This is a genomic window from Pseudomonas sp. PDM14 (assembly GCF_014851905.1).
Taxonomy (GTDB): domain Bacteria; phylum Pseudomonadota; class Gammaproteobacteria; order Pseudomonadales; family Pseudomonadaceae; genus Aquipseudomonas.
In genome coordinates, this window is the sequence record NZ_JACVAQ010000002.1 from 14,051 (window position 1) to 40,164 (window position 26,114).

Annotated in this window: 25 protein-coding genes; 1 reads left to right on the forward strand and 24 read right to left on the reverse strand. The window is 63.1% G+C overall.

What is annotated here, in order from left to right; all coding sequences use genetic code 11:
• Position 1: 1 nt before the first annotated feature.
• From nuoM to IB229_RS12740, 23 genes are all read right to left on the reverse strand, one after another.
• Positions 2-1,525: an NADH-quinone oxidoreductase subunit M gene (gene nuoM / locus IB229_RS12630; RefSeq protein ID WP_192329435.1), complete on the reverse strand. Its 1,524-nt coding sequence runs from the start codon at positions 1,523-1,525 to the stop codon at positions 2-4.
• Positions 1,526-1,540: 15 nt separating this feature from the next.
• Positions 1,541-3,391, reverse strand: coding sequence for an NADH-quinone oxidoreductase subunit L (gene nuoL / locus IB229_RS12635; RefSeq protein ID WP_192329437.1), 1,851 nt, complete (start codon positions 3,389-3,391; stop codon positions 1,541-1,543).
• The gene (gene nuoK / locus IB229_RS12640; RefSeq protein ID WP_192329439.1) at positions 3,388-3,696 is read right to left on the reverse strand and encodes an NADH-quinone oxidoreductase subunit NuoK; all 309 of its coding nucleotides are present in this window, start codon (positions 3,694-3,696) and stop codon (positions 3,388-3,390) included. Before nuoK ends, nuoL begins: the two co-directional genes overlap by 4 nt.
• Positions 3,693-4,202 carry an NADH-quinone oxidoreductase subunit J gene (gene nuoJ / locus IB229_RS12645; protein ID WP_192329441.1) on the reverse strand — a complete coding sequence of 170 codons (510 nt, stop codon included), beginning with the start codon at positions 4,200-4,202 and terminating at the stop codon, positions 3,693-3,695. The genes nuoK and nuoJ overlap by 4 nt, the downstream gene beginning before the upstream one ends.
• 9 nt (positions 4,203-4,211) lie before the next feature.
• Positions 4,212-4,760 (reverse strand): NADH-quinone oxidoreductase subunit NuoI, encoded by a 549-nt coding sequence (nuoI, locus tag IB229_RS12650; RefSeq protein WP_192329443.1) that lies wholly within the window; start codon positions 4,758-4,760, stop codon positions 4,212-4,214.
• Between the two features lie 11 nt (positions 4,761-4,771).
• A complete protein-coding gene (nuoH, locus tag IB229_RS12655; RefSeq protein WP_192331565.1) occupies positions 4,772-5,761 on the reverse strand; it encodes an NADH-quinone oxidoreductase subunit NuoH in 990 nt (329 codons plus the stop codon).
• On the reverse strand, positions 5,761-8,472 hold the full coding sequence (gene nuoG, locus IB229_RS12660; protein WP_192329445.1) for an NADH-quinone oxidoreductase subunit NuoG: 2,712 nt from the start codon (positions 8,470-8,472) through the stop codon (positions 5,761-5,763). The genes nuoH and nuoG overlap by 1 nt, the downstream gene beginning before the upstream one ends.
• A 95-nt stretch (positions 8,473-8,567) precedes the next feature.
• Positions 8,568-9,932 (reverse strand): NADH-quinone oxidoreductase subunit NuoF, encoded by a 1,365-nt coding sequence (gene nuoF / locus IB229_RS12665; protein WP_192329447.1) that lies wholly within the window; start codon positions 9,930-9,932, stop codon positions 8,568-8,570.
• Positions 9,929-10,429 carry an NADH-quinone oxidoreductase subunit NuoE gene (gene nuoE, locus IB229_RS12670; RefSeq protein ID WP_192329449.1) on the reverse strand — a complete coding sequence of 167 codons (501 nt, stop codon included), beginning with the start codon at positions 10,427-10,429 and terminating at the stop codon, positions 9,929-9,931. The genes nuoF and nuoE overlap by 4 nt, the downstream gene beginning before the upstream one ends.
• 1 nt (position 10,430) lies before the next feature.
• Positions 10,431-12,212 carry an NADH-quinone oxidoreductase subunit C/D gene (gene nuoC / locus IB229_RS12675; RefSeq protein WP_192329451.1) on the reverse strand — a complete coding sequence of 594 codons (1,782 nt, stop codon included), beginning with the start codon at positions 12,210-12,212 and terminating at the stop codon, positions 10,431-10,433.
• A 58-nt stretch (positions 12,213-12,270) separates the two neighbouring features.
• The gene (locus tag IB229_RS12680) at positions 12,271-12,948 is read right to left on the reverse strand and encodes a NuoB/complex I 20 kDa subunit family protein (protein WP_192329453.1); all 678 of its coding nucleotides are present in this window, start codon (positions 12,946-12,948) and stop codon (positions 12,271-12,273) included.
• A 10-nt stretch (positions 12,949-12,958) separates the two neighbouring features.
• Positions 12,959-13,372: an NADH-quinone oxidoreductase subunit A gene (locus IB229_RS12685; protein ID WP_192329455.1), complete on the reverse strand. Its 414-nt coding sequence runs from the start codon at positions 13,370-13,372 to the stop codon at positions 12,959-12,961.
• 327 nt (positions 13,373-13,699) lie between these two features.
• Positions 13,700-14,338, reverse strand: coding sequence for a murein L,D-transpeptidase catalytic domain-containing protein (locus IB229_RS12690; protein WP_192329457.1), 639 nt, complete (start codon positions 14,336-14,338; stop codon positions 13,700-13,702).
• Between the two features lie 155 nt (positions 14,339-14,493).
• Positions 14,494-16,089: an isocitrate lyase gene (locus IB229_RS12695; RefSeq protein WP_192329459.1), complete on the reverse strand. Its 1,596-nt coding sequence runs from the start codon at positions 16,087-16,089 to the stop codon at positions 14,494-14,496.
• Positions 16,090-16,536: 447 nt separating this feature from the next.
• Positions 16,537-17,346 carry a secretin N-terminal domain-containing protein gene (locus IB229_RS12700; RefSeq protein WP_192329461.1) on the reverse strand — a complete coding sequence of 270 codons (810 nt, stop codon included), beginning with the start codon at positions 17,344-17,346 and terminating at the stop codon, positions 16,537-16,539.
• Entirely contained in the window at positions 17,343-17,972 is a 630-nt protein-coding gene (locus IB229_RS12705; RefSeq protein ID WP_192329463.1) for a histone acetyltransferase HPA2, read from the reverse strand. Before IB229_RS12705 ends, IB229_RS12700 begins: the two co-directional genes overlap by 4 nt.
• A gap of 8 nt (positions 17,973-17,980) precedes the next feature.
• Entirely contained in the window at positions 17,981-18,406 is a 426-nt protein-coding gene (locus tag IB229_RS12710) for a GNAT family N-acetyltransferase (protein ID WP_192329465.1), read from the reverse strand.
• Positions 18,399-19,565, reverse strand: a complete 1,167-nt coding sequence (locus tag IB229_RS12715) for a cupin domain-containing protein (RefSeq protein WP_192329467.1) — start codon at positions 19,563-19,565, stop codon at positions 18,399-18,401. Before IB229_RS12715 ends, IB229_RS12710 begins: the two co-directional genes overlap by 8 nt.
• Positions 19,566-19,625: 60 nt before the next feature.
• On the reverse strand, positions 19,626-20,996 hold the full coding sequence (gene purB / locus IB229_RS12720) for an adenylosuccinate lyase (protein ID WP_192331566.1): 1,371 nt from the start codon (positions 20,994-20,996) through the stop codon (positions 19,626-19,628).
• 87 nt (positions 20,997-21,083) lie between these two features.
• Complete coding sequence (locus IB229_RS12725; RefSeq protein WP_192329469.1) at positions 21,084-21,941, reverse strand: DMT family transporter; 858 nt, start codon at positions 21,939-21,941, stop codon at positions 21,084-21,086.
• A 1-nt stretch (position 21,942) separates the two neighbouring features.
• Positions 21,943-22,563, reverse strand: coding sequence for a high frequency lysogenization protein HflD (gene hflD / locus IB229_RS12730; RefSeq protein WP_192329471.1), 621 nt, complete (start codon positions 22,561-22,563; stop codon positions 21,943-21,945).
• Complete coding sequence (mnmA, locus tag IB229_RS12735; protein WP_192329473.1) at positions 22,560-23,690, reverse strand: tRNA 2-thiouridine(34) synthase MnmA; 1,131 nt, start codon at positions 23,688-23,690, stop codon at positions 22,560-22,562. The genes hflD and mnmA overlap by 4 nt, the downstream gene beginning before the upstream one ends.
• Positions 23,691-23,755: 65 nt before the next feature.
• Positions 23,756-24,202: an NUDIX hydrolase gene (locus tag IB229_RS12740; RefSeq protein WP_192329475.1), complete on the reverse strand. Its 447-nt coding sequence runs from the start codon at positions 24,200-24,202 to the stop codon at positions 23,756-23,758.
• A gap of 320 nt (positions 24,203-24,522) precedes the next feature.
• Here IB229_RS12740 and icd point away from each other — a divergent pair, with 320 nt between their 5' ends.
• The gene (icd, locus tag IB229_RS12745) at positions 24,523-25,779 is read left to right on the forward strand and encodes an NADP-dependent isocitrate dehydrogenase (RefSeq protein WP_192329477.1); all 1,257 of its coding nucleotides are present in this window, start codon (positions 24,523-24,525) and stop codon (positions 25,777-25,779) included.
• 64 nt (positions 25,780-25,843) lie between these two features.
• Here icd and cspD read toward each other — a convergent pair whose 3' ends face one another.
• Positions 25,844-26,107 (reverse strand): cold shock domain-containing protein CspD, encoded by a 264-nt coding sequence (gene cspD, locus IB229_RS12750; RefSeq protein ID WP_192329479.1) that lies wholly within the window; start codon positions 26,105-26,107, stop codon positions 25,844-25,846.
• Positions 26,108-26,114: the final 7 nt, after the last annotated feature.

Below are 26,114 nucleotides of genomic sequence, written 5' to 3' on the forward strand. Positions count from 1 at the left end.
ACTACTTACCGAGTTGATTGAGGGCGCTGCCCATCCATTGCTGCACACCGTTCATGGTGGCGGCAGAGGTGTCGAGAACCGGCTGCGGGTAGACGCCGAGCAGGATCAGCAGGACCGCCAGGCCCAGCACCATACCCAACTCGCGAACCTTGAGGGCTTGCAGCGGTTCGTCCGACTTGGCGGTGCCGAAGTAGGCACGGTGGATCATGATCAGCGAGTAGACCGAGCCGAACACCAGGCCGGTGGCCGCCAGGACGATGACCCACGGCGCCGTCTGGAACGCACCGATGAGGATCAGGAACTCGCCGACGAAGTTGCCGGTGCCTGGTAGGCCCAGTGCCGCTGCAGCGAAGAACAGGCTCACCGCAGGCAACCACGGCAGGCGCGACCAGATGCCGCCCATCTGGCGCATGTCGCGGGTGTGCAGGCGCTCGTAGAGCTGGCCGCAGAGGATGAACAGTGCCGCGGCCGATAGGCCGTGGGCCATCATCTGTACCACTGCGCCCTGCAGGGCGATCAGGCTGCCGGAGTAGATGGCGATCAGCACGAAGCCCATGTGCGAGACGCTGGAGTAGGCCACCAGGCGCTTGATGTCGGTCTGGGCGAACGACAGCAGGGCACCGTAGATGATCGCGAATACGCCAAGCCACTGGGCGATCGGTGCGAACTCGGCCGAGGCGTTGGGGAACAGCGGCAGGGCGAAGCGCATCAGGCCGTAGGCCGCGGTTTTCAGCAAGATACCGGCGAGGTCCACGGAGCCTGCGGTCGGTGCCTGGGCGTGGGCGTCGGGCAGCCAGGAGTGGAACGGCACCACCGGGAACTTCACCGCGAAGGCGATGAAGAAGCCGAGCATCAGCAGGTATTCGGTGCCCGCGGTGAACTGGGTCTTCAGCAGGTCGGCGTAGTTGAAGGTCAGCACGCCGGTCTGGTCGAAGTGGACGAACACCAGGGCCAGGATGGCCACCAGCATGATCAGGCCGCTGGCCTGGGTGAAAATGAAGAACTTGGTGGCGGCGGTGATGCGGGTCTTGCCTTCGCTGCCGCTATGACCCCAGAGCGCGATGAGGAAGTACATCGGCACCAGCATCATTTCCCAGAAGAAGAAGAACAGGAACAGGTCGATGGCGAGGAACACGCCGACCACGCCGCCAAGGATCCACATCAGGTTGAGGTGGAAGAAGCCGACGCGGTTCTGGATCTCGTTCCACGAGCACAGTACCGAGAGCACACCGAGCAGGCCGGTGAGGGCGATCATCAGCACGGACAGACCGTCCAGCGCCAGGTGCACGTTGATACCGAAACGCTCGATCCACTGCACCTTGAATTCGGCGGCCCAGACCGGGTCCGCGCCCGGCACCGGGGCCAGGGCGAAGTTGCCGGTAGCCCACAGCCACAGGCCGAGGCCGAACAGCAGGCTCATGGTCAGCAGGGCGATCCAGCGCGGCAGGGTGTTGCCGAAACGCTCGCCTTGCCAGCACAACAGGCCGCCGATGAAGGGGATCAGGATTAGCCAGGGCAGAATCATGACGGTTGGATTTCCTTAATTCAGAATCAGCAGCAGGCCGAGCACCAGCACGGCACCCCCGGCGATGGACGTGGCGTACCAGCGGATCTGGCCGGTCTCGCTGCGCGCGAGCAGGGCGTTGCCGCCGCGAATCAGGCGCGGAACCAGGCCGATGCCGCGGTCGATCGGGTCACGCCCGAGCAGACGGCAGAGCAGCAGATAGGGGCGCACGAACAGCTTGTCGTAGAGCCAGTCGAAGCCCCAGGCGGCGAACCACCAGGCCGACAGGAAACGGCCCGGCGCGCTCTGCGCCACCGCTGTGACAAAACGGCGCTTGCCGAGGAACAGCAGGGCAGCGAGCAGGATGCCGGCCAGGGCGATGGCGCCCGAGGCGATTTCCAGGCTGTGCTGCGCTTCGCCACCGGCATGGCCGACGCTCTGCGGTAGGACGCCAGCCAGCGGCGGGGTGATCAGTGCGCCGATGAAGGTCGACAGCACGATCAGCACCGACAGCGGCAGCCAGTGGGCGATGCCGTGACCGGCGTGGGCCTCGGTCTTCTGTTCGCCGTGGAAGGCGATGAAGATCAGGCGGAAGGTGTAGATCGAGGTCAGGAAGGCACCGGCCAGGCCGGCGTACAGCAGGCCGCTGTGGCCGCTGGCGAAGGCTTCCCAGAGGATCTCGTCCTTGGAGTAGAACCCGGCGGTGATCAGCGGCAGTGCGGCCAGGGCCGAGCCGCCGACGATGAAGCTGGCGTAGGCCAGCGGCAGTTTCTTCCACAGACCGCCCATCTTGAAGATGTTCTGCTCGTGGTGGCAGGCGTTGATCACCGCACCGGACGCGAGGAACAGCAGGGCCTTGAAGAAGGCGTGGGTCATCAGGTGGAAGATCGCCGCGTCCCAGGCACCAACGCCGAGGGCGAGGAACATGTAGCCGATCTGGCTCATGGTCGAGTAGGCGAGGATGCGCTTGATGTCGGTCTGCACCAGGGCGGCGAAGCCGGCCAGGACCAGGGTCACGCCGCCGACGATGCCGACCAGTTCGAGGATCTCGGGGGTCAGCAGGAACAGGCCGTGGGTACGGGCGATCAGGTAGACGCCAGCGGTAACCATGGTGGCCGCGTGGATCAGGGCGGAAACCGGCGTCGGGCCGGCCATCGCATCGGCCAGCCAGGTTTGCAGTGGCAGCTGGGCGGATTTACCCACCGCGCCGCCGAGCAGCATCAGCGTGGCAACCCACAGCCAGGTGTCGCCGGCCACGTACTTCTGCGGCGCCAGCACCATCAGCTCCTGGATGTTCAGGGTGCCGAGGTGGAGGAACAGGATGAACAGGCCGATGGCCATGAACACGTCGCCGATACGGGTGACGATGAACGCCTTCAGCGCCGCGTTGCCATTGGGCACGTGCTTGAAGTAGAAGCCGATCAGCAGGTACGAGCACAGGCCCACGCCTTCCCAACCGAAGTAGAGGAACAGCAGGTTATCGCCGAGCACCAGGAACAGCATGCTGGCGATGAACAGGTTGGTGTAGGCGAAGAAGCGCGAGTAACCCTCTTCACCGCGCATGTACCAGCTGGCGAACAGGTGGATCAGGAAGCCGACCCCGGTGACCACGCCGAGCATGGTCACCGACAGGCCGTCGAGGTAAAGGGTGAAGCTCGGGGCGAAACCGCCGACGCTCATCCACTGCCACAACACCTGGGTGAACACGCCGTTTTCTGGCGGATTGACGTTGAACTGCAGGATCACCCAGCCGGCGGTGAGCGCCGACAGGCCGATCGAGCCGACGCCGATCAGCGCCGAGAGGTTTTCCGAGAAACGTCCGCGGGAGAAGGCCAGGAGAAACCAGCCAAGCAGCGGAAACAGGCATGTCAGGAATAGAAGGTTCATCCGCGCATCTCGCTCGCAGCGTCGATATCGAGGGTGTTGAAGCGGCGATACAGCTGCAGCAGGATCGCCAGGCCGATACTGGCCTCGGCGGCTGCCAGGGTGATCACCAGAATGAACATCACCTGGCCATCAGCCTGCACCCAGCGGCTGCCGGCAACGACGAAGGCCAGGGCGGTGGCGTTCATCATGATTTCCAGACTCATCAACACGAAGAGAATGTTGCGGCGCACCATCAGGCCGATCAGGCCGAGGCTGAACAGCACGCCGGCCAAGGCCAGGCCGTGCTCCATGGGAATCGCGTTCATGGTTTGAGCTCCTTGGCTTCGTGGCGGCCCAGGTGGTAGGCGGCGACCAGCGCGGCGAGCAGCAGCATGGAGGCCAGCTCCACGACCAGCAGGTAGGGGCCGAACAGGGTGATACCCACGGCTTTGGCATCGACCGTGACCAGGCCGATGGAGGCACCGCTCGGCGCCTTGAACAGGGCGTACAGCAGCTGGCCCAGGAGCAGCGCGGCGAGAATCGCCGGGCCGGTCCAGATACCGGGTTTGAACCACTGCTTTTCCTGGTCGACCGCAGCCGGACCGAGGTTGAGCATCATCACCACGAAGACGAACAGCACCATGATCGCACCGGCGTAGACGATGATCTCCAGCGCGCCGGCGAACGGTGCGCCGAGGGCGAAGAAAGTCATGGCCACGGCCAGCAGCGACACGATGAGATAGAGCAGGGCATGCACGGGGTTGGTGTTGGTCACCACCCGCACGGTTGAAGCCACGGCAACGCCCGCGGCGAAGTAGAAAGCGAATTCCATCGTTCGTCCTTAAGGCAGCAGGCTTTTCACGTTGATCGGCTCGGCTTCATTCTGCGCGGCGCCTTTCGGCTTGCCGGCGATGGCCATACCGGCAACGCGGTAGAAGTTGTAGTCCGGGTTCTTGCCCGGGCCGCTGATGAGCAGGTCTTCCTTCTCGTACACCAGGTCCTGGCGCTTGTACTCGCCCATCTCGAAGTCCGGGGTGAGCTGGATCGCGGTGGTCGGGCAGGCCTCCTCGCACAGGCCGCAGAAGATGCAGCGCGAGAAGTTGATGCGGAAGAAGTCCGGGTACCAGCGACCGTCCGGGGTTTCGGCCTTCTGCAGCGAGATGCAGCCGACCGGGCAGGCCACGGCGCACAGGTTGCAGGCCACGCAGCGTTCTTCACCGTCGGGGTCGCGGGTCAGGACGATGCGGCCGCGGTAGCGCGGCGGCAAGTAGACCGGCTCTTCCGGGTACTGCAGGGTGTCGCGCTTGCGGAAGCCGTGACTGAACACCATCACCAGGCTGCGCAATTGGGTGCCGGTACCGACCAGCACGTCCCATATGTATTTGAGCATCGTGTTTCTCCTTACTGGGTGGCCAGCACGAGCGCGCCGGTCACCAGCAGGTTGATCAGGGTCAGCGGAAGGCAGAACTTCCAGCTGAACGCCATGACCTGGTCATACCGCGGGCGTGGGATCGACGCGCGCAGCAGGATGAAGATCATGATGAAGAAGCAGGTTTTCAGGGCGAACCAGATGAACGGGATCTGCGGCAGGATGCCGAACGGCCCGTGCCAGCCACCGAAGAACAGGGTTACCAGCAGCGCCGATACGGTGACGATGGCCACGTACTCACCGACAAAGAACATGCCCCATTTCATGCCGGCGTATTCGATGTGGTAACCGTCGGCCAGTTCCTGCTCCGCTTCCGGCTGGTCGAATGGGTGACGGTGAGTCACGGCGACGCCAGCGATGAAGAAGGTACAGAAGCCGAAGAACTGCGGAATGATGAACCACAGGTTCTCGGCCTGGTAATCGACGATGTCGCGCATGTTGAACGAGCCGACCTGCGCTACCACGCCCATCAGGGCCAGGGCCAGGAACACCTCGTAGGAGACGGTCTGGGCCGAGGCGCGCAGGGCGCCGAGCAGGGCGAACTTGTTGTTGCTCGACCAGCCGGCGAACAGCACGGCGTACACCGACAGGCCGGCCATGGCGAAGAAGAACAGGATGCCGATGTTCAGGTCGGCAACGTACCAGGTCGGGGTGATCGGGATGATCGCGAAAGCGATCAGCATCGAGGCGAAGGCGATCATCGGCGCCAGGGTGAAGATGAACTTGTCGGCGAACGGTGGCGTCCAGTCTTCCTTGAAGAACATCTTCAGCATGTCGGCGGCGATCTGGAACATGCCGAACGGGCCTACACGGTTCGGGCCGTAGCGGTCCTGCCACCAGCCGAGCAGTCGACGTTCGACGAAGCTCAGCAGCGCGCCGCAGATGACCACGGCGAGCAGGATGACGATGGCCTTGAGCACCGCGACGACCACGTCGATCACATCAGGAGTGAGCCAGCTCATCATTGCGCGGCCTCCTGAACGCCGGTGACCACGGCGCCGGCGATGGCCGCCGGAATACCCGGCAGACCGGCCGGCAGGCCGACCAGGCCGATGGCCAGTTCTTCACGCACCTGTAGCAGCAGGCGCAGGGCCTGGCCGTTGACGGTCAGCGCCAGCAGGGCACCATCATTGACACCGAGGCGGTCGGCTTCGGCCTTGGCCAGAGCTACGTAAGGCTGCGGCATGCGCTCCTGCAGCGGAGCGGCGCGCGAAGAGTTCTCTTCGCTGCCGAACAGGTGATGCAGCGGCACGACCTGCAGGGTGCCTGGTTGTGGGTTGAAAGCATTGGCAACGCTGAACCACGGCAGTACTGCGCCCTTGGCTTCGATCAGGCGCACGCCCGGATCGCCGGCACGCAGATGGCCGCCGACTTCGTCCTGGAACTTGTTCCAGGCTTGCGGCGAGTTCCAGCCTGGCGACCAGGCAAACGGGATCTGCTGACGGTCTTCCTTGCTGCCCGAGTAACCTTCCATGGAGAAGGCGAAAGCCGAGTCCTGGTCCTGCGGCTGACGCGGCTCGTGCACGCTGATATTGGCGCGCATGGCGGTACGGCCGCTGTAGCGCAGCGGCTCGCGCGCCAGCTTCAGGCCCTTGATGCGGAACGAGGCGCTTGGTGCGGCTTCGGTGATGGTGGCGAGCGATGCGCTGCTGGCGGCGCAGGCCGCGGTGACCTGATCAAGCTGGGTCCAATCCGCCATCGGCTTGCCTTGCAGCGTGCTATGCAGGGCGTGCAGCCAGCGCCAGCCTTCACGTACGAGGATGTTGCTGTCGTAGTAGCTCGGCTCGAACACCTGGAAGAAGCGCTGTGCACGGCCTTCCAGGCTGACCAGGGTGCCGTCGCCTTCGGCGAAGCTGGCAGCCGGCAGCACCAGATGGGCCTTGGCGGTGGTATCGGTCTGCTGGTGGTCGGCGACGATCACCACCTGGGCGGCGGCGAGGGCTGCATCGACCTTGGCGGCATCGGCGCGGCGATACAGATCGTTTTCGAGGATGACCACGGCGTCGGCCTGGCCGGCGCTCAGGGCATCCAGTGCGGCATCCACGGAGTCGCCGCCGAACAGGGCCAGGCCCATGCTGTTGGCTTCCGGCACGACCAGGGTGATCGAACCGTTCTTCTCGCGATTCTTCAGTGCGCTGGCGATGTTCGCTGCGGCTTCGATCAGCGCCTTGCTGCCCAGCGAGGCACCGGAAACGATCAGCGGACGCTTGGCGTTGAGCAGGGCGTCGGCAATGCGCTGGACCAGCTCGGCGGCCTCGGCTTCCAGGCCGCTGACGGCCGGGGCACTCGGGTCGATGGCGTGGGCCACGGCGAAACCGAGGCGGGCCAGGTCGGCTGGTGCGGCGTGGACGGTTTCTTCGGCGATGTCGTCCAGGCGGGTGGCGGTGACGCTGGCGATGAACAGCGGGTTCAGCGCGTGCTGGGCGACGTTCTGCACGGCCGCCATGTGCCAATCCTGGATCTTCGCCGCCGCGGCGATCTCGGTGGCCTTGCCCTTGACCGACTGGCGCAGGGCCAGGGCCAGGCGTGCGGCAGTCTGGGTCAGGTCTTCGCCGAGAACGAACACGGCGTCGTGGCTTTCCACGTCACGCAGGTTCGGCACCGGCAATGGGCCGTTCTGCAGTACGTCGCGGATCAGGCGCAGGTTGTCCAGTTCGCCCGCGGCAATACCGGAGTAGTAGTTGCCTTCACCGACCAGCTCGCGCAGGGCGAAGTTGCCTTCCAGGCTGGCGCGGGGCGAACCGATGCCGATCACGCGCTTGCCCTTGAGCAGCTCGGCGGCCTTGTCCAGTGCCGCGTCCAGGCCGAGCTTCTCGGTGCCCAGCGTAGGCTGGCGCGGGCGATCGTCGCGGTTGGTGTAGCCGTAGCCGAAGCGGCCTCGGTCACAGAGGAAATACTGGTTCACCGAGCCGTTGAAGCGGTTCTCGATGCGGCGGATCTCGCCGTAACGCTCGCCGGGGCTGGTGTTGCAGCCGCTGGAGCAGCCATGGCAGATGCTCGGCGAGAACTGCATGTCCCACTTGCGGTTGTAGCGCTCGGAGTGGGTCTTGTCGGTGAACACACCAGTCGGGCAGACCTCGACCAGGTTGCCGGAGAACTCGCTTTCCAGGGTGCCGTCTTCGACGCGGCCGAAGTACACGTTGTCATGCGCACCGTAGACGCCCAGGTCGGTGCCACCGGCGTAGTCTTTGTAGTAGCGCACGCAGCGGTAGCAGGCGATGCAGCGGTTCATCTCGTGGGCGATGAACGGGCCGAGCTCCTGGTTCTGGTGGGTACGCTTGGTGAAGCGATAGCGGCGCTCGTTGTGGCCGGTCATCACCGTCATGTCCTGCAGGTGGCAGTGGCCGCCTTCCTCGCAGACCGGGCAGTCGTGCGGGTGGTTGGTCATCAGCCACTCGACGACGCTGGCGCGGAACTGCTTGGCCTCTTCGTCCTCGATGGAAATCCAGGTGTTGTCGGTTGCCGGGGTCATGCAGGACATGACCAAGCGGCCGCGCTTGTCGTTCTCGTCGCTGTACTGCTTCACCGCGCACTGGCGGCAGGCGCCGACGCTGCCGAGCGCCGGGTGCCAGCAGAAGTAGGGGATGTCGAGACCGAGGGACAGACAGGCCTGTAGCAGGTTGTCCGCACCATCGACTTCAAGATCTTTGCCGTCTACGTGGATAGTGGCCATGGTTCAGGTTTCTTCTTGCCCCGCGTGAGCGGGCTTGGCTAATGGAATCTCGGTGTGCCGCGGGGCCAGGTTGCTGGCCGCCGCAACGCAAATCTTCACGCGGGGGCGAATTGCCCCGTCGCTGCCGGAGTCGAGGTACTGGCCACGCCAGCGTCGAACTCCGGACGGAAATACTTGATCGCACTGCCCAATGGCTCGACGGCGCCTGGTGCGTGAGCACAGAAGGTCTTGCCAGGGCCGAGGAAATTGACCAGGCCGAGCAGGGTGTCGATGTCCTGCTGGGTGCCTTGCTTGCGTTCCAGGGCACGAAGGATCTTCACGCTCCACGGCAGGCCGTCACGGCACGGTGTGCACCAGCCGCAGGATTCGCGGGCGAAAAACTCTTCCATGTTGCGCAGCAGCGCGACCATGTTGACGCTGTCGTCGATGGCCAGGGCCAGGCCCGTACCCATGCGGGTGCCGACCTTGGCGATACCGCCGGCGAACATGGCTGCGTCCAGGTGCTCCGGGAGCAGGAAACCAGTACCGGCGCCACCAGGCTGCCAGCACTTCAGCTTGAAGCCGTCACGCATGCCGCCGGCATAGTCTTCGAACAGCTCGCGGGCTGGAAGGCCGAACGGCAGTTCCCACAGGCCAGGGTTCTTTACCTTGCCGGAGAAGCCCATGAGCTTGGTGCCCATGTCTTCGCTGCCCGGGCGGGCCAGGGTCTTGTACCAGTCGACACCGTTGGCGACGATCGCCGGGACGTTGCACAGGGTCTCGACGTTGTTCACGCAGGTCGGCTTGCCCCACACGCCAACGGCGGCGGGGAAGGGCGGCTTGGAGCGCGGGTTGGCACGACGGCCTTCCAGAGAGTTGATCAGCGCGGTTTCTTCACCGCAGATATAGCGGCCGGCACCGGTGTGGACGAACAGCTCGAAGTCGAAGCCGCTGCCGAGGATATTCTTGCCCAGCAGGCCGGCGGCCTTGGCTTCCTCGATAGCGCGGTTGAGATTGGCTGCCGCGTCGACGTACTCACCGCGCAGGAAGATGTAGCCGCGGTAGGCCTTCAGCGCACGCGCGGAGATCAGCATGCCCTCCACCAGCAGGTGCGGCAGCTGCTCCATGAGCATGCGGTCTTTCCAGGTATTCGGCTCCATCTCATCCGCGTTGCACAGCAGGTAACGGATGTTCATGGATTCGTCGTTGGGCATCAGGCCCCACTTCACGCCGGTGGGGAAGCCCGCACCGCCGCGGCCCTTGAGGCCGGAGTCCTTGACCGTCTGCACGATGTCGGCCTGGGCCATTTCGCCCAGGGCCTTGCGTGCGGCGGCATAGCCGTTCTTCTGCTGGTACTCGTCGAGCCATACCGGCTGCGCGTCTTCACGCAGACGCCAGGTCAGCGGATGGGTTTCTTCGCTGCGGTCGATGCGGTTGGCCGGCCCGAAGGAGGTCAGCTGGGTCGAGCTGCGGCTGGTCATTGGAAACTCTCCAGCAGTTGGGCGACGCCATCGGGACGGACGTCGCCGAAGGTCTCGTCGTCGATCATCAGCGCCGGCGCCTTGTCGCAGTTGCCCAGGCAGCACACCGGCAGCAGGGTGAAGCGGCCATCGGCAGTGGTCTGGCCTGGGGCGATGCCGAGCTGGTCCTTGATGCTGGCGAGGACGTTTTCATGCCCGCCAACGAAGCAGGTCATGCTGTCGCATACGCGGATGATGTGGCGGCCCACCGGCTGACGGAAAATCTGACTATAGAAGGTGGCTACGCCTTCGACGTCGCTGGCCGGGATGCCGAGGATCGCGCCGATGGCATCGGCAGCGCCGTCAGGCACCCAGCCTCGAGCCTTCTGCACGATCTTCAGGGCTTCGATGGACGCCGCGCGCGGGTCCTCGTAGTGGTGCATCTCGTGCTCGATGGCCGAGCGCTCGGCTTCGCTCAGGGCGAAACGATCGGTTTGAATCAGGGATGTCTGGCTCATGTCAGCGGTCCACGTCAGCCATAACGAAGTCGATACTGCCCAGGTAGGCAATGAGGTCGGCCACCATGCTGCCGCGGATCACCGAGGGGATCTGCTGCAGGTGGGCGAAGCTCGGGGTGCGAATCCGGGTGCGGTAGCTCATGGTGCTGCCGTCGCTCGTCAGGTAGTAGCTGTTGATGCCCTTGGTCGCTTCGATCATCTGGAAGCTTTCGTTGGCCGGCATGACCGGGCCCCACGAAACCTGCAGGAAGTGCGTGATCAGGGTCTCGATGTGCTGCAGCGTGCGCTCTTTCGGCGGCGGCGTGGTCAGCGGGTGATCCGCCTTGTACGGGCCTTCCGGCATGTTGCGCATGCACTGGTCGATGATGCGGATGCTCTGGCGCATCTCCTCGACGCGGACCATGCAGCGGTCATAGGCGTCGCCGTTGACGGCCAGCGGCACTTCGAACTCGAAGTTCTCGTAGCCGGAGTACGGACGGGCCTTGCGCAGGTCGAAGTCGAGACCGGTGGAACGCAGGCCGGCGCCGGTGACGCCCCATTCCAGCGCTTCCTTGGTGTTGTACTGGGCCACGCCGATGGTGCGGCCCTTGAGGATGCTGTTGCGCAGAGCAGCTTTCTCGTACTCGTCGAGGCGCTTGGGCAGCCAGTCGACGAACTCCTTGACCAGGCCATCCCAGCCGCGCGGCAGGTCGTGGGCAACACCGCCGATGCGGTACCAGGCCGGGTGCAGGCGGAAACCGGTGATGGCTTCGATGACCTTGTAGGCGCGCTGGCGGTCGGTGAAGGTGAAGAACACCGGGGTCATGGCGCCGACGTCCTGGATGTAGGTACCCAGGAACAGCAGGTGGCTGGTGATGCGGAAGAACTCGGCCATCATGATGCGGATGACGTCGACCTTCTGCGGCACCTTGATGCCGGCCAGTTTCTCCACCGAGAGCACGTACGGCAGGTTGTTCATCACCCCGCCGAGGTAGTCGATACGGTCGGTGTAGGGGATGAAGCTGTGCCAGCTCTGGCGTTCGGCCATCTTCTCGGCACCACGGTGGTGGTAGCCGATCTCCGGTACGCAGTCGATGATCTCTTCACCGTCCAGCTGCAGGATGATGCGGAACGCACCGTGCGCGGACGGGTGGTTGGGGCCGAGGTTGAGGAACATGTAGTCCTCGTGCTCGCCGCCGCGTTTCATGCCCCAGTCTTCGGGGTTGAAGCGTGCGGCTTCCTCTTCGTGCTGCTGCTTGGCCAGGGTCAGGCTGAACGGATCGAATTCGGTGGCGCGCGCCGGGTAGTCCTTGCGCAGCGGGTGACCTTCCCAGGTCGGTGGCATCATGATGCGGGTCAGGTGCGGGTGGCCCTGGAAGTTGATGCCGTAAAGGTCCCAGACCTCGCGCTCGTACCAGTTGGCGTTTGGCCAGATACCGGTGACGGTGGGCAGGTTGAGATCGCCTTCTTTCAACGCGACCTTGATCATGATGTCGCTGTTACGCTCGATCGACATCAGGTGGTAGAAGACGGTGAAGTCGGCGCCTGGCAGGCCACGGCGCTGGGTGCGCAGGCGCTCGTCTACGCCATGCAGGTCGTACAGCATGACGTACGGGCGCGGCAGGTTGCGCAGGAACGTCAGGACATTGATCAGGCGGTCACGCGCCACCCACAGCACGGGCATGCCGGTACGGGTGGTCTGGGCGGTGAACGCCTCTTCGCCAAAACGGGAGTTCAGCTCAACAACCACGTCTTGGTCATCGGCCTTGTATGGCGGTATGGACAGAATGCTGTCTGCAGTCATGGTCTCGGTCGCTATCGGTCAACGGCGTCAGTGAAAGGGCTCGAACAGGAGCCCATGCTCACACTTCGTCGGGGCTGCGCAGGTTGGTCACAGCAATACGCTGTTCGCGGCGCTGTTCTTTCTGCGAAGGCATTTCGGCACGGTAGATGCCTTGATCACCAACGACCCAGGACAGCGGGCGACGCTCCTTGCCGATGGATTCCTGCAGCAGCATCAGGCCTTGCAGGAACGCTTCGGGGCGGGGCGGGCAGCCGGGAATGTAGACGTCGACCGGGAGGAACTTGTCGACCCCCTGGACCACGGAGTAGATGTCGTACATGCCACCGGAGTTGGCACACGAACCCATGGAGATCACCCACTTGGGTTCCAGCATCTGCTCGTACAGGCGCTGGATGACGGGCGCCATCTTGATGAAGCAGGTACCGGCGATGACCATGAAGTCCGCCTGGCGCGGGGACGCACGAATGACTTCCGCACCGAAGCGCGCAACGTCGTGTGGCGCGGTGAAGGCGGTGGTCATTTCCACGTAGCAGCAGGACAGGCCGAAGTTGTACGGCCACAGGGAGTTCTTGCGCCCCCAGTTCACCGCACCATTGAGAACATCTTCGAGCTTGCCCATGTAGATGTTCTTGTGGACCTGATCGTCTAGCAGCGGGTCGGAGACAGTCTCCCGCTCGCCGACCGGATAGTGCTCGTTAGGCGCATCCGGATCGATCCGAGTAAGTTTGTATTGCATCGCCAAAGCCTCATTGTTTTAGCTTCGCCTGCCGATTACGACGGCCCTCGGGTGCCCAGTCGAGCGCACCGATACGCCATAGGTAGACAAGACCTGCCAACAGAATTGCTATAAAAACTGTAGCTTCGATCAGCCCGGCCCAGCCGCTTTCGCGAACCGACACCGACCAAGCGAAGAGAAAGAGGGCTTCAACGTCGAAGATCACGAAGAGCATCGCGACCAGATAGAACTTTGCGGACAAGCGCAGGCGGGCACTGCCGGTAGGCAGCATGCCGGATTCGAAAGGCTCGTTCTTGCTGCGCCCCCAAGCCTTGCTGCCGAGTAGGGCGGAAAGACCGAGCATGAAGGCGATGAGTCCGAAGACCCCGAGCAAGAAAATGGCGAACGCCCAGTTGTGGGACATGGTGGATACCGCATCAGGCATGCCGTTACTCCTTGGGTAAAGGGGCGGCTCTATTATGGTCAGGTGCAAGCCGAATCGGATTGCCCTGCAAAGTATGGGCGCAATTTTATGCGCGCATTAGGCGCTAAGTAAATTTTTCTGAATAAAAAAATGAACGGACTGCAGTGGTTAGCGTGTATCGGCAGCACGTGAATGCCGGCCCGCCAGTGCCTGCAGGGTACTCTACTGCTTTGGTCTTATGGTGCTTATGGCGTTTATCTGTAGGCCGTTGGCGCCTTTCTGAATGAACCCTGTCTGGAATTGTTTACAGATCAGCGGCTTGTTGGTGCGTTAACGGCAACAGCCTGTTCATGGTTTTTTTGTAACGCGAGGGCTATTCGACGATGGCGCGAGGTAGCGCTGCTGCTTTTGCCGTGAGTCGAGCGCGAATATCAGTGCGCCACCCTCCAGCGCTTGTACCGCAGCATCCCGATCCCGATCGGCTAGTACCAGGCAACCGTGGCTGCGCCCGGCAACACCATGGCGCTCGATGAAGTCCTTTTCCATGTAGCGGTTGCCGTGCAGGACGATGTCGCGTTGTTCAGCGTTGCGATTGCTCTCGCTGAGTCCTTGCAGGCGCATCGATAGCCCGTGTCCGGGCGCCGTGCTCTGGTAAACGCTGCCGGTTCTGAAAATGCCGAGCGATGACGCGAGGCTGCTCGGTTCATCGGAGAAGCGTTCGGCATAGCCGTCGTGGTTGGCGTCGGAGCCCTTGCCGTGCGCGACACGATAGCTGGCGATCAGGGTGTGGTCGCTGCGGCGCAAGATCATCAGGCGCGGTTGACTGGAGTGGCGGGCGTAATCGATCACCGCGAAATACGGTTGGCTGTTGTTCTCGAGCTGTTCGAGGATCAGTGCGATGGCGGCGGGCGGCGCATGCTGATCCAGATCATCGGCCTGAGCGCCCAGGGTTGTGATCAGCAGGCAAAGCAGAAGGTGTTTGAGCATGTAGGCTCGCCTCATGGTTTCTGCCTTGCTACCGCAGCTGTTCGGCTGCCGCAAGGCTTTCCTGTGGGCAATAAAAAACCCCAGCATCGCTGCTGGGGTTTTTCAGACACCCTCTCGGTTCGGGGCGTGGCCTTCGCCGAGTGAGCCAGTTCCTATTAGTGGAACTGGTTCATGGTGTTGTCTTTGCCGCCGGCTTTCAGCGCAGCGTCACCAGCGAAGTACTCTTTGTGAGCGTCGCCAATGTCGGAGCCGGACATGTTCTGGTGTTTGACGCAGGCGATACCTTGACGGATCTCCTGACGCTGAACGCCCTTCACGTAGGCCAGCATGCCTTGGTCTGCGAAGTAACCTTTGGCCAGGTTGTCGGTGGACAGCGCGGCGGTGTGGTAGGTCGGCAGGGTGATCAGGTGGTGGAAGATACCAGCCTGGGCAGAGCCGTCGCGTTGGAAGGTGCGGATCTTCTCGTCGGCAACCTGAGCCAGCTCGGTTTCGTCGTAATCGACGCTCATCAGCTTGGCGCGGTCGTAGGCGGAAACGTCTTTACCTTCGGCAGCGAAAGCGTCGAACACTTGCTGGCGGAAGTTCAGAGTCCAGTTGAAGGACGGGCTGTTGTTGTAGACCAGCTTGGCGTTCGGGATGACCTTGCGGATCTCGTCAACCATGCCTTTGATCTGGCCAACGTGCGGCTTCTCGGTTTCGATCCACAGCATGTCAGCGCCGTTTTGCAGCGAGGTGATGCTGTCCAGTACGCAGCGTGCTTCACCAGTGCCAGCGCGGAACTGGAACAGGTTGGAAGCCAGGCGCTTCGGACGCAGCAGCTTGCCGCCACGGTTGATCACGACGTCGCCGTTGCCCAGGTCGGCAGCGGATACTTCTTCGCAATCCAGGAACGAGTTGTACTGGTCACCCAGGTCGCCCGGCTCGTTGGTAACAGCGATCTGCTTGGTCAGGCCGGCACCCAGGGAGTCGGTACGAGCAACGATCACGCCGTTGTCGATGCCCAGCTCGAGGAATGCATAGCGAACAGCGTTGATCTTGGCCAGGAAGTCAGCGTGCGGCACGGTGACTTTACCGTCTTGGTGACCGCACTGCTTCTCGTCGGAAACCTGGTTTTCGATCTGGATGCAGCATGCACCCGCTTCGATCATTTTCTTGGCCAGCAGGTAGGTGGCTTCCGGGTTACCGAAACCAGCGTCGATGTCGGCGATGATCGGGACTACGTGAGTCTCGTGGTTGTCGATCTGAGCCTGAATTTCAGCGGCTTTGGCGTTGTCGCCAGCAGCGCGAGCGGCATCGAGAGCGGTGAACAGCAGATCCAGTTCACGGGCGTCGGCTTGACGCAGGAAGGTGTACAGCTCTTCGATCAGGCCGGAAACCGAGGTTTTCTCGTGCATGGACTGATCCGGCAGCGGACCGAAGTCCGAACGCAGAGCAGCAACCATCCAGCCGGACAGGTAGAGGTAGCGCTTGTTGGTGGTCTTCAGGTGCTTCTTGATCGAGATCAGCTTCTGCTGACCGATGAAGCCATGCCAGCAACCCAGGGACTGGGTGTAGACGGACGAGTCGGCGTCGTACTCGGCCATGTCCTTGCGCATGATGTCAGCGGTGTACTGAGCGATTTCCAGGCCGGTCTTGAAACGGTTCTGGGCGCGCATACGGGCCACGTATTCCGGGTTGATAGCGCTCCAGCTGCTGCCTGCGGCTTCTTTCAGGGCGGCAACGGCTTTGATGTCGTTTTGATAAGCTGACATGGTCAATCCTTCAAAGTGTGAGTTTGGTTGAGCACCGACTTCCCACCCAAAACCAACGTGCAAAAAACTTGCTGTTGCGGGCGACACATTGCAGAACGTCGAAATGTCGACTGAGACGAGAAAGGGGTCGAGCGGAGAGGGGGGATGACGAGACAAACAGGTCGAGGGCCGCACGCGCAAGGCGAAGGTCTTCAATCTGGCTGATACGCTTAAGGCTTCCCCGTCCCTCAGGACAACTTTCGTTCCAGTCGCAACCTCGTCGAACTGCCTTGTGGGCTGTTAAAACACGGACCTGCCCGAATGGTGTTACGGGACCGATCTGGAGGCTCCTGTTACAGAGCCCCTGGCTAGCGGGAGCGGCGCCATGATGCGCCTCGAACAGGTGTTCGTCAACGATTTTGTAGTGCCCGTGCGTCGCCACTACATCCTCTGGCAGGGCCGCCCCAGCTAGTCCAGGGCCTGTACGCGAATGCGCATGCTCATGTCGTTGGCGCCCTGGGTGGAATGCCGGCGCAGGAAGCCGTCATCGTTGCCCTGGCTCTGCTCGCTGACGCCGCCTAGGCTGATCCATTCGCCCAGCCGGCCACTGACGCGGGTGTCGGTGCTCTGGATATCGATGGCGCCGGGCTGGCTGCGGCTCATGCGGTCGTTGTTGCTGCTGATGGTGACGTGAACGATCTCGCCGGAGAGGCTGGCGGTGACGTAGAAGCCCTGGGTCACATTGCGGTACTGGGTGTTGTTGTAGACCTGGCCGTACGGGCCGACGCTGGTGGTGGTCAGGGGCACGCTCTGGCCAACCTGGATCAGCGCCGGATAGCCTTCGGTAGCCTGGACCTGCTGCACGCCACCGCTGCGGCTGTCGGTCGAGCGGCGGATGATGCGCACTTGGTCGCGACCTCGGACTTCACCACGCCCGGCCTCGATGTCGACATTGCCGACGCTGGCCGAGCCATTGACCGCGTAGCCTTCGTTGTCCTGATACCCCGACTCGCTGGTGTCGACGCTGATCATCAGGCGGCGCGGGGCAGTGTCGAGCTGGCTGAGCAGCTCGCGGATCTCGCGGATCTTCTCCGGCGAGGCGTTGATCACCAACTGGTTGCCGTAGAAGCTGACCTTACCCTGGCCGTCGAGTGCCGATTGCACCACGGGCATCACGTCGTCCGCGGTGCGGTAGTTCAGCGGGATCAGCTCGGTGGCAGCCAGCAGCGGCAGGCAGGGGCTAAGCAGCAGGGCGAACAGGCAGGCGCGCAACGTCATAGCAGAAAGCTCCGCAGATCGGGGTCGAGGAGGCTGGTGTCCCAGGCCTGGTTGAACTGTGCCTGCTGTCCGCGGACGCGACCCGCGTCGTTGTACAGGGCGTAGCCAGAATAGGTCTCGGGCTTGGGCCGCAGCAACAGGCCGCAGCGGTCGACCAGCAGGTAGGCACTGTCTTCGCTGGGCAGGTCCGGGTTGATCTTGCGGATGTGCAGGTTACTGGTGATGCGCTGGGCGAGGTTGAGCAGGCGGTGGCCATTCTTGATCGGCCGGCTGACGTCGCGCAGCAGAATGCGCAGCTGGTTTCTCGGGTTGGCGAGCAAGAGTTGGGTGCAGGCGTCCTGCACACTGCTGTGGTTGTACAGCAGATGTTCCAGATCGGGGGAGTACAGGCAGATACTCGATTGAGCCTGCTGGAGCAATGCCAGGGCATGTGCCTGGGCCTGTTCGGGCGTATGGAAGCGCTCCAGTGCCGCATGCTCGCCGAGACGAAACGGCGCGGGTTCGAGGAGGCGCGGTGGCAGTGCGTCGGAGGCCGGGTTATGCACGCTGAAGCGCCCCGGCGATTGAAAGTCGATGGCCGGAAGGTCCGGCTCGGTTTCGTTCAGCGGGGCGCTATCGTCGTTCATGTGGACCTCTAGTCGCTGCGACGCACCATCATCACGTGAGGAATGCCGGCTTCCAGGTATTCCTCGCCTTCGATCTCAAAACCCAGGCGCTGGTAGAACGCTGCGGCGTGGACTTGGGCGCTGAGTTTCTGTTCGCTCTGGCCGCGGCGCTCGGCCTCGGCGATGGCGGCGTGCATCAGTGCATCGCCAACCTTCAGCCCGCGCCAGTCCTTGAGTACCGACACGCGGCCGATCTGGCCGTCGGCCAGCAGGCGCGCGGTACCGATCGGGTAGTCACCTTCCAGGGCGAGGAAGTGCACGGCCTCGTTGTCCTCGTCATCCCATTCGAGCTCGGCGGGTACCGCTTGTTCCGCGATAAACACCGCCTCGCGGATGCGGCGCAGTTCGAGGTGGTCCCTCTGCCAGTGGGCCAGGCGGACGTGTATCTCACTCATCAGCAAACTCCAGGCTTCCTTGCTTGACCAGTTCGCAGAGCAGCTTACGCCCGTCTTCATCGGCGAGCCACGGCTGCAGGTTGTCGGTGTGCAGGGCGTCGGCAGCGCAGATCAGCTTGAGCAGTTCCTTCAGCTCGGCCGGCAGCAGGCGACTCTGGCCGCTGGCGAACAGCACCAGGCCGATGTCCAGTTCACTCCAGGCCAGGCGTGCGCTGGGGTTGCGCACCAGTACGGCGCCGTCGTCGAGGGCGGCGAGCAGGTCGTCTTCCTCCAGCTCGGTGCCGTCGACCAGCTCCGGGTAGCGCGGCTCTGTCATGAACTGGCCGAACCAGGTCAGCAGCAGGCGCTCGTCGCTCATGTGCTCAGCCAGCAGTGCCTTGAGGCGGTCGAGGGCGTCGAGCTGAATCTGGTGCGGGTCTTCGGCGGGCGCGGTGCCGGCGTCGCTGTAGCGCTCCTCGTCCGGCAGGAACTGGGCGAGGAAGTCGGTGAAGTGGGTCAGTACTTCGGCGGCGCTGGGTGCGCGGAAGCCCACGGAGTAGGTCAGGCAGTCGTTTTCGGCCGTGCCGAAATGCGCCAGACGCGGCGGCAGGTAGAGCATGTCGCCGGGCTCGAGCACCCATTCCTCGGTCTGTTCGAAATCGGCGAGGATGCGCAGGTCGGCATGCGGCAGCAGAGCGCTGTCGCTGTCGCACACCTGGCCGATGCGCCAGCGGCGCTGGCCGTGAGCCTGGAGCAGGAACACATCGTAATTGTCGTAGTGCGGGCCGACACCGCCGCCAGGTGCAGCGAAGCTGATCATCACGTCGTCGATGCGCCAGCTGGGCAGGAAATTGAAGTGCTTGAGCAGTTCGGCGACATCCGGCACGAACTGGTCGACAGCTTGTACCAGCAGGGTCCAGTCGCGCGCGGGCAGCTGGCCGAAGGTGTCCTCGGCGAATGGGCCGCGGCGCAGTTCCCAGGGGCGCTCGCCGTGCTCGATGACCAGGCGCGACTCGACTTCTTCTTCCAGGGCCAGGCCGGCCAGTTCGTCCGGGCTGATCGGACTTTCGAAGTCAGGAATGGCCTGGCGGATCAGCAGGGGCTTCTTCTGCCAGTAGTCGCGCAGGAATTCACGAGCTGTAAGACCGCCGAGCAGTTGAAGAGGTACATCAGTAGTCATGTTCAAGCCTTTGAAATAAAAACGCCCGGCACAGCCGGGCGTGCAGAGAAGGTGCGTCGGTCAGACGCGCTTGGCCTGGGCTACGGCGTTGCCGATGTAGTTGGCCGGGGTCAGTTGCTTGAGTTCTTCCTTGGCGGCGGCCGGCATGTCCAGGCCGTCGATGAAGCTGAGCAGGGCTTCCGGGCTGATGCCCTTGCCGCGGGTCAGCTCCTTGAGCTTTTCGTAGGGGTTCTCGATGGCGTAGCGACGCATCACGGTCTGGATCGGCTCGGCGAGGACCTCCCAGCAGGCGTCCAGGTCGGCGGCGATGCGCGCCTGGTTCAGCTCCAGCTTGCCGATGCCCTTGAGGCTGGCTTCGTAGGCGATGACGCTGTGGGCGAAGCCGACGCCGAGGTTGCGCAGCACGGTGGAGTCGGTCAAGTCGCGCTGCCAGCGCGAGATCGGCAGCTTGCTGGCCAGGTGCTGGAACAGCGCATTGGCGATGCCGAGGTTGCCTTCGGAGTTCTCGAAGTCGATCGGGTTGACCTTGTGCGGCATGGTCGAGGAGCCGATTTCACCGGCCACGGTCTTCTGCTTGAAGTAGCCGAGGGAGATGTAGCCCCAGATGTCGCGGTCGAAGTCGATGAGGATGGTGTTGAAGCGCGCGATGGCGTCGAACAGTTCGGCGATGTAGTCGTGCGGCTCGATCTGCGTGGTGTAGGGGTTCCACTGCAGGCCCAGGTCCTTCTCGATGAACTGGCGGGCGTTGGCTTCCCAGTCGATGCTCGGGTAGGCCGACAGGTGCGCGTTGTAGTTGCCCACGGCGCCGTTGATCTTGCCCAGCAGCGGCACGGCGGCGACCTGGTTGATCTGCCGCTCGAGGCGGTAGACGACGTTGGCCAGTTCCTTGCCCAGGGTGGTCGGCGAAGCCGGTTGGCCGTGGGTGCGCGAGAGCATCGGTATGTCGGCGAACTTGACCGCCAGTTCGCGGATGGCGGCGGCGATCTGCTTCATCAGCGGTAGCAGTACGCCGTCGCGGCCTTCCCGCAGCATCAGGGCGTGGGACAGGTTGTTGATGTCCTCGCTGGTGCAGGCGAAGTGGATGAACTCACTCACAGCGGCCAGTTCTGGCAGCTTGGCGGCCTGTTCCTTGAGCAGGTACTCCACGGCCTTGACGTCGTGGTTGGTGGTGCGCTCGATCTCTTTCACGCGCTCGGCGTGTTCGATGGCGAAGTTCTCCGCCAGCTCGTTGAGAATCGCCTGGGCATCGGCGGAGAAGGGCGGCACTTCGTTGACGCCGGTGTGGGCGGCCAGGCGTTGCAGCCAGCGGACCTCGACCAGAACGCGGAAACGGATCAGGCCGTATTCGCTGAAGATCGGGCGCAGAGCGCTGGTTTTGCCGGCATAGCGGCCATCAACGGGGGAAACCGCGGTGAGCGAGGAGAGCTGCATGGAGGTGTTCTCGGGCAGTCGGTCGACGAAAAGGGCGCACATCATACATGAAAACGTCGGGCGTTCCGCGGTCCGGCGATCGGTCGTTCAGCGCCGGCTTATCGACAGCAGGCCGGCACAGAAGATCAGCGCGGCGCCGATCACTGACAGCAGGTCGGGAATCTCGCCCCACAGCAGCCAGGCGATCACCCCGGCGAAGACGATGGACAGGTAGGCGACCGGGCCGATCAGGCCGGGCGGTGCAAGGGCGTAGGCCTTGGACATGGCGATCTGGCTGATGGTCGCGAGCAGGCCGATGCCCAGCAGCAGGCTCAGCTCATGGGTGTCGAGCGCCTGCCAGGCCCAGGTCAGCGGCACGGCGGAGATCAGTGCGCTGCACAGGGCGAAATAGAAAACGATGCGAAAGGCCGGCTCGGTATTGCTCATCTCGCGGATCGAGACGAAGGCGAACGCGGCGAGAATGCTGGCGGCAAGGCCGACCAGGGCCTGGGTGTCGAGCAGGGCTTCGCTAGGCTTGGCGACCATCAGCACGCCGACCAGACCGATCAGCGAAGTCAGCAGCATGCGCCGGGTCAGCGGTTCCTTCAGCCAGACGCGGGCGATGAAAGGGGTGAACACCGGCGCCGAGTAGGTGAACAGCATGGCATCGGCCAGCGGCAGGTGGGCGATGGCGTAGAAGAAGCAGTACATCGCCGCCAGGCCGTAGGTAGTGCGCCACAGGTGCGATTTCAGGTGCCGGGTCTTGAGTGGCTGCAGGCCCTTGGCGAGCACCAGGGGCAGGAAGAACAGCACACCGACGAAGTTGCGGAAGAACACCACCGATTCGTTGTTGACGCTGCTGGAGACCTCGCGAATCCCCACGCCCATGAGTGCGAACAGCAGCGCGGAGAGCGCCAGCAACAGGGCGCCGTGGATCGGCTTCACGCTCCGCGCGGGCGCTTGCATGTCAGCTGCGCAGCAAGGGATAGAGTTCCTTCAGCAGCTTGCCGCGGCTGAATACCAGTTGCCAGCGATGCCCGCCCAGTTGCCGCCACAGGCGCGCCGAGCGGATGCCGGTGAGCAGCAGGGCGCGGATCTTCGCGGCGTTGCTGGCCTGCTGCAGGAAGCGCATATCGCCCTGCACCTGAATGCGCTGGCGGAAGGTGCTGATGGTGTCCTGGTACAGGGCGCCGCAGGAGGCTGCGACGTTTTCGTGGGTCAGGCCGAAGTGCTCGACCTGTTGCTGGACCTGGTCCAGGCGCGAGCCCATGAGCTGCAGCAGGTCGCCGCGCTTGTCCAGTTGCCGCTCCAGGCCGAGCAACGCCAGGGCGTAGCGCAGCGGTTCGCGCTGCAGGCTCGCCGGGTTGCGCTCCAGGGCGCTGGCGAGGGCCTTGTAGCCTTCGCGCAGGTTGAGGTCGTCGCCGCCGTAGACATCCAGCGTGCTCTTCGGGTCGCGCACCAGCAGGCTGCCGAGCAGGCAGCTCATGTCGGCCTCGCTGGACTGGCCGGTGCGGGCGATCTTGTCGACCAGTGTGGTGGCCTGGAAAACCGCAGCGAGTGCGACCAGCTGTTCCTGCGTCGGCGTCATACCAGTCCTGCTCCAGCAAACCAGGGTTCGGCGCGCTCGATCACACCGCCGCCCAGGCAGATTTCCCCGTCATAGAACACCACCGACTGGCCGGGCGTGACCGCACGCTGTGGTTCGTCGAACACGGCGCGGTAGCCATCGGCAGTCTTTTCCAGGGTGCAGGCCTGGTCGCTCTGGCGATAGCGGACCTTGGCGGTGAGTGCGCGCGGGCTGCTCAGGTCAATCGGGTTGACCCAGTAGATGTCCGAGGCGAGCAGGGCGCGGGAGAACAGCCAGGGATGCTCGTTGCCCTGGCCGACCACCAGCACATTGCGATTCAGGTCTTTCGCCAGCACGTACCAGGGCTCTTCGCCGGCGTCCTTGAGGCCACCGATACCCAGCCCCTGGCGCTGGCCGATGGTGTGGTACATCAGGCCGTGGTGGCGGCCGATGACATCGCCTTCGGTGGTTTCGATGTCACCCGGCTGGGCTGGCAGGTACTGCTTGAGGAAGTCGCTGAAACGTCGTTCGCCGATGAAGCAGATGCCGGTCGAATCCTTTTTTTTCGCAGTCGCCAGGCCATGCTTCTCGGCGATGGCGCGAACTTGCGGTTTCTCTAGTTCGCCAACCGGGAACAGGGTCTTGCCGATCTGCTCGCCGCCTACCGCATGCAGGAAGTAGCTCTGGTCCTTGTTCGGGTCCAGGCCCTTGAGCAGCTCGCTGGTGCCGTCGATATCGCGGCGACGCGTGTAATGGCCGGTGGCGATGAGGTCGGCGCCCAGGCTCAGGGCGTAGTCGAGGAAGGCTTTGAACTTGATCTCGCGGTTGCACAGGATGTCCGGGTTGGGCGTGCGCCCGGCCTTGTATTCGGCGAGGAAGTGCTCGAAGACGTTGTCCCAGTATTCGGCCGCGAAATTGGCAGTGTGCAGCTTTATGCCGATGCGATCGCACACGGCCTGGGCGTCGGCCAGGTCATCCATGGCGGTGCAGTACTCGGTACCGTCATCCTCTTCCCAGTTCTTCATGAACAGGCCTTCCACCTGATAACCCTGCTCCATCAGCAGGACGGCGGAAACGGACGAGTCGACACCGCCGGACATGCCGACGATGACGCGTGTTTGGGAGGGTTCGAGAGCGGATGCGGACATAGGAATCTGACAGGGCAACGTCGGAAAAGGCGCGATTCTATCAGGCGCGGCCGGGCAAGGGGGAATCAGGCCGGGTCGCGGATCAGGCTCAGGGGAAAGCATTCGCCCGCCAGGTAGTCGTCGATGCAGCGCATCACCAGTTCGCTGCGCCAGCGCTCAGGTTGCGCGGCGAGCTCGGCGCGGGTCAGCCAGCGCGGGCCGATGATGCCTTCGTCCAGCGGGCTGTCGGGTATCGCATGCAGGGCCTTGGCGGCGAAGCACACGCGCTGGTAGGTGATGCCATTGCTTGGCGCGGTATACAGGTAGATGCCGGTGACGCCGGTTAGCTCGACTGCCCAGCCGGTTTCCTCGCGGGTTTCGCGCAACGCGGCGTCGATGAGACTTTCGTCGGCTTCCAGATGGCCAGCAGGCTGGTTAAATACGGCCTTGCCGTCGGCAAGCTCCTCGACAAGGAGAAAGCGGCCCTGGTCTTCGATGACTGTGGCAACGGTAACGTGGGGGGTGAAGCGCATTGCGAGCCTCCTTTGCATGGTGGGTGCATGGTATCGACAGATGCCGTCGGCCGCCAAAAAGCGCATTTCGGGATTGAGCTGCTAGGATAAAAGTCGTCCTGAGCTGGCGAATATGTAGTGAATATGTAGTTTGACTACAGGAATGGCTGCAGGGCAGCATTGATGCAGTTTCAGCGGCCGCATTGCGGCAAGAAAATGTCGAAAGGGCGTGACTTTCTGTAGAAAAACTACAAGAATGCAGCGCCTTTCCGCGACCCAGTTCCATTCGTCGCGCCATCCGCGTGACGCAATGTCAGACCACGAAAACAACGGAGTCCAGCATGGGATACCAAAAAATCCAGGTGCCTGCGAACGGTGACAAAATCACTGTCAACGCCGACATGTCCCTGAACGTACCGAACAATCCGATCATCCCGTTCATCGAGGGTGATGGCATTGGTGTCGACATCAGCCCGGTCATGATCAAAGTCGTTGATGCTGCTGTCCAGAAAGCCTACGGCGGCGACCGCAAGATCTCCTGGATGGAAGTTTACGCCGGCGAGAAAGCCACTCAGGTTTACGACCAGGACACCTGGCTGCCGAAAGAAACCCTCGAAGCGGTGCGCGACTACGTCGTCTCCATCAAAGGCCCTCTGACCACTCCGGTCGGTGGCGGCATCCGTTCGCTGAACGTTGCCCTGCGCCAGGAGCTGGACCTGTACGTCTGCCTGCGTCCAGTACGCTGGTTCGAAGGCGTGCCTAGCCCGGTCAAGCGCCCGGGTGACGTCGACATGACCATCTTCCGCGAGAACTCGGAAGACATCTATGCCGGTATCGAGTGGAAGGCCGGTTCGCCAGAAGCGACCAAGGTCATCAAGTTCCTGAAAGAAGAAATGGGTGTTACCAAGATCCGTTTTGACCAGGACTGCGGTATCGGCGTCAAGCCGGTTTCCAAAGAAGGCACCAAGCGTCTGGTGCGCAAGGCTCTGCAATACACTGTCGACAACGACCGTGAATCGCTGACCATCGTGCACAAAGGCAACATCATGAAGTTCACCGAAGGTGCCTTCAAAGACTGGGGCTACGAAGTTGCCCGTGACGAGTTCGGCGCCGAGCTGCTCGACGGCGGTCCTTGGATGCAGTTCATGAACCCGAACACCGGCAAGAACATCGTCGTCAAGGACGCTATCGCCGACGCCATGCTGCAGCAGATTCTCCTGCGTCCGGCCGAGTACGACGTGATTGCCACCCTGAACCTGAACGGTGACTACCTCTCCGACGCCCTGGCGGCCGAAGTGGGTGGTATCGGTATCGCTCCGGGTGCCAACCTGTCCGATAACATCGCCATGTTCGAAGCGACTCACGGCACTGCGCCGAAGTACGCTGGCCAGGACAAGGTCAACCCAGGTTCGGTCATCCTCTCCGCCGAGATGATGCTGCGCCACATGGGCTGGACCGAAGCGGCCGACCTGATCATCAAGGGCACCAACGGTGCCATCGCTGCGAAGACCGTGACTTACGACTTCGAGCGTCTGATGGAAGGCGCCAAGCTGCTGTCCTGCTCGCAGTTCGGTGATGCCCTGATCGCCCACATGTAAGGCGAAAGGTGTAAACAAAAAAAGGCCGGTCACATGACCGGCCTTTTTTATTGCCGAGGAATACTCAGGCTTCTACAGGCGCGCTCTGCGGCGTGCTTGCGGGTGTCGCCGCCTCACTGGTTGCCAGGGCCGCGCTGATATTCACTGCGTGCAGGCCTTTGGGGCCTTGCAGAATATCGAAGCTGACTGGCTGGCCGGCCTTCAATGTCTTGTAGCCGTCCATCTGGATGGCCGAATAGTGGGCGAACAGGTCCTCATCTCGGCCATCTGCGACGATGAAGCCGTAGCCCTTGGCGTTGTTGAACCACTTGACCTTACCACTGAGCATGCTGATA

What these genes read in the sequence shown, in the direction of transcription:
- nuoM (WP_192329435.1), bottom strand. Translation starts at nt 1,525, where the DNA reads ATGATTCTGCCCTGGCTAATCCTGATCCCCTTCATCGGCGGCCTGTTG.
- nuoL (WP_192329437.1), bottom strand. Translation starts at nt 3,391, where the DNA reads ATGAACCTTCTATTCCTGACATGCCTGTTTCCGCTGCTTGGCTGGTTT.
- nuoK (WP_192329439.1), bottom strand. Translation starts at nt 3,696, where the DNA reads ATGAACGCGATTCCCATGGAGCACGGCCTGGCCTTGGCCGGCGTGCTG.
- nuoJ (WP_192329441.1), bottom strand. Translation starts at nt 4,202, where the DNA reads ATGGAATTCGCTTTCTACTTCGCCGCGGGCGTTGCCGTGGCTTCAACC.
- nuoI (WP_192329443.1), bottom strand. Translation starts at nt 4,760, where the DNA reads ATGCTCAAATACATATGGGACGTGCTGGTCGGTACCGGCACCCAATTG.
- nuoH (WP_192331565.1), bottom strand. Translation starts at nt 5,761, where the DNA reads ATGAGCTGGCTCACTCCTGATGTGATCGACGTGGTCGTCGCGGTGCTC.
- nuoG (WP_192329445.1), bottom strand. Translation starts at nt 8,472, where the DNA reads ATGGCCACTATCCACGTAGACGGCAAAGATCTTGAAGTCGATGGTGCG.
- nuoF (WP_192329447.1), bottom strand. Translation starts at nt 9,932, where the DNA reads ATGACCAGCCGCAGCTCGACCCAGCTGACCTCCTTCGGGCCGGCCAAC.
- nuoE (WP_192329449.1), bottom strand. Translation starts at nt 10,429, where the DNA reads ATGAGCCAGACATCCCTGATTCAAACCGATCGTTTCGCCCTGAGCGAA.
- nuoC (WP_192329451.1), bottom strand. Translation starts at nt 12,212, where the DNA reads ATGACTGCAGACAGCATTCTGTCCATACCGCCATACAAGGCCGATGAC.
- IB229_RS12680 (WP_192329453.1), bottom strand. Translation starts at nt 12,948, where the DNA reads ATGCAATACAAACTTACTCGGATCGATCCGGATGCGCCTAACGAGCAC.
- IB229_RS12685 (WP_192329455.1), bottom strand. Translation starts at nt 13,372, where the DNA reads ATGCCTGATGCGGTATCCACCATGTCCCACAACTGGGCGTTCGCCATT.
- IB229_RS12690 (WP_192329457.1), bottom strand. Translation starts at nt 14,338, where the DNA reads ATGCTCAAACACCTTCTGCTTTGCCTGCTGATCACAACCCTGGGCGCT.
- IB229_RS12695 (WP_192329459.1), bottom strand. Translation starts at nt 16,089, where the DNA reads ATGTCAGCTTATCAAAACGACATCAAAGCCGTTGCCGCCCTGAAAGAA.
- IB229_RS12700 (WP_192329461.1), bottom strand. Translation starts at nt 17,346, where the DNA reads ATGACGTTGCGCGCCTGCCTGTTCGCCCTGCTGCTTAGCCCCTGCCTG.
- IB229_RS12705 (WP_192329463.1), bottom strand. Translation starts at nt 17,972, where the DNA reads ATGAACGACGATAGCGCCCCGCTGAACGAAACCGAGCCGGACCTTCCG.
- IB229_RS12710 (WP_192329465.1), bottom strand. Translation starts at nt 18,406, where the DNA reads ATGAGTGAGATACACGTCCGCCTGGCCCACTGGCAGAGGGACCACCTC.
- IB229_RS12715 (WP_192329467.1), bottom strand. Translation starts at nt 19,565, where the DNA reads ATGACTACTGATGTACCTCTTCAACTGCTCGGCGGTCTTACAGCTCGT.
- purB (WP_192331566.1), bottom strand. Translation starts at nt 20,996, where the DNA reads ATGCAGCTCTCCTCGCTCACCGCGGTTTCCCCCGTTGATGGCCGCTAT.
- IB229_RS12725 (WP_192329469.1), bottom strand. Translation starts at nt 21,941, where the DNA reads ATGCAAGCGCCCGCGCGGAGCGTGAAGCCGATCCACGGCGCCCTGTTG.
- hflD (WP_192329471.1), bottom strand. Translation starts at nt 22,563, where the DNA reads ATGACGCCGACGCAGGAACAGCTGGTCGCACTCGCTGCGGTTTTCCAG.
- mnmA (WP_192329473.1), bottom strand. Translation starts at nt 23,690, where the DNA reads ATGTCCGCATCCGCTCTCGAACCCTCCCAAACACGCGTCATCGTCGGC.
- IB229_RS12740 (WP_192329475.1), bottom strand. Translation starts at nt 24,202, where the DNA reads ATGCGCTTCACCCCCCACGTTACCGTTGCCACAGTCATCGAAGACCAG.
- icd (WP_192329477.1), top strand. Translation starts at nt 24,523, where the DNA reads ATGGGATACCAAAAAATCCAGGTGCCTGCGAACGGTGACAAAATCACT.
- cspD (WP_192329479.1), bottom strand. Translation starts at nt 26,107, where the DNA reads ATGCTCAGTGGTAAGGTCAAGTGGTTCAACAACGCCAAGGGCTACGGC.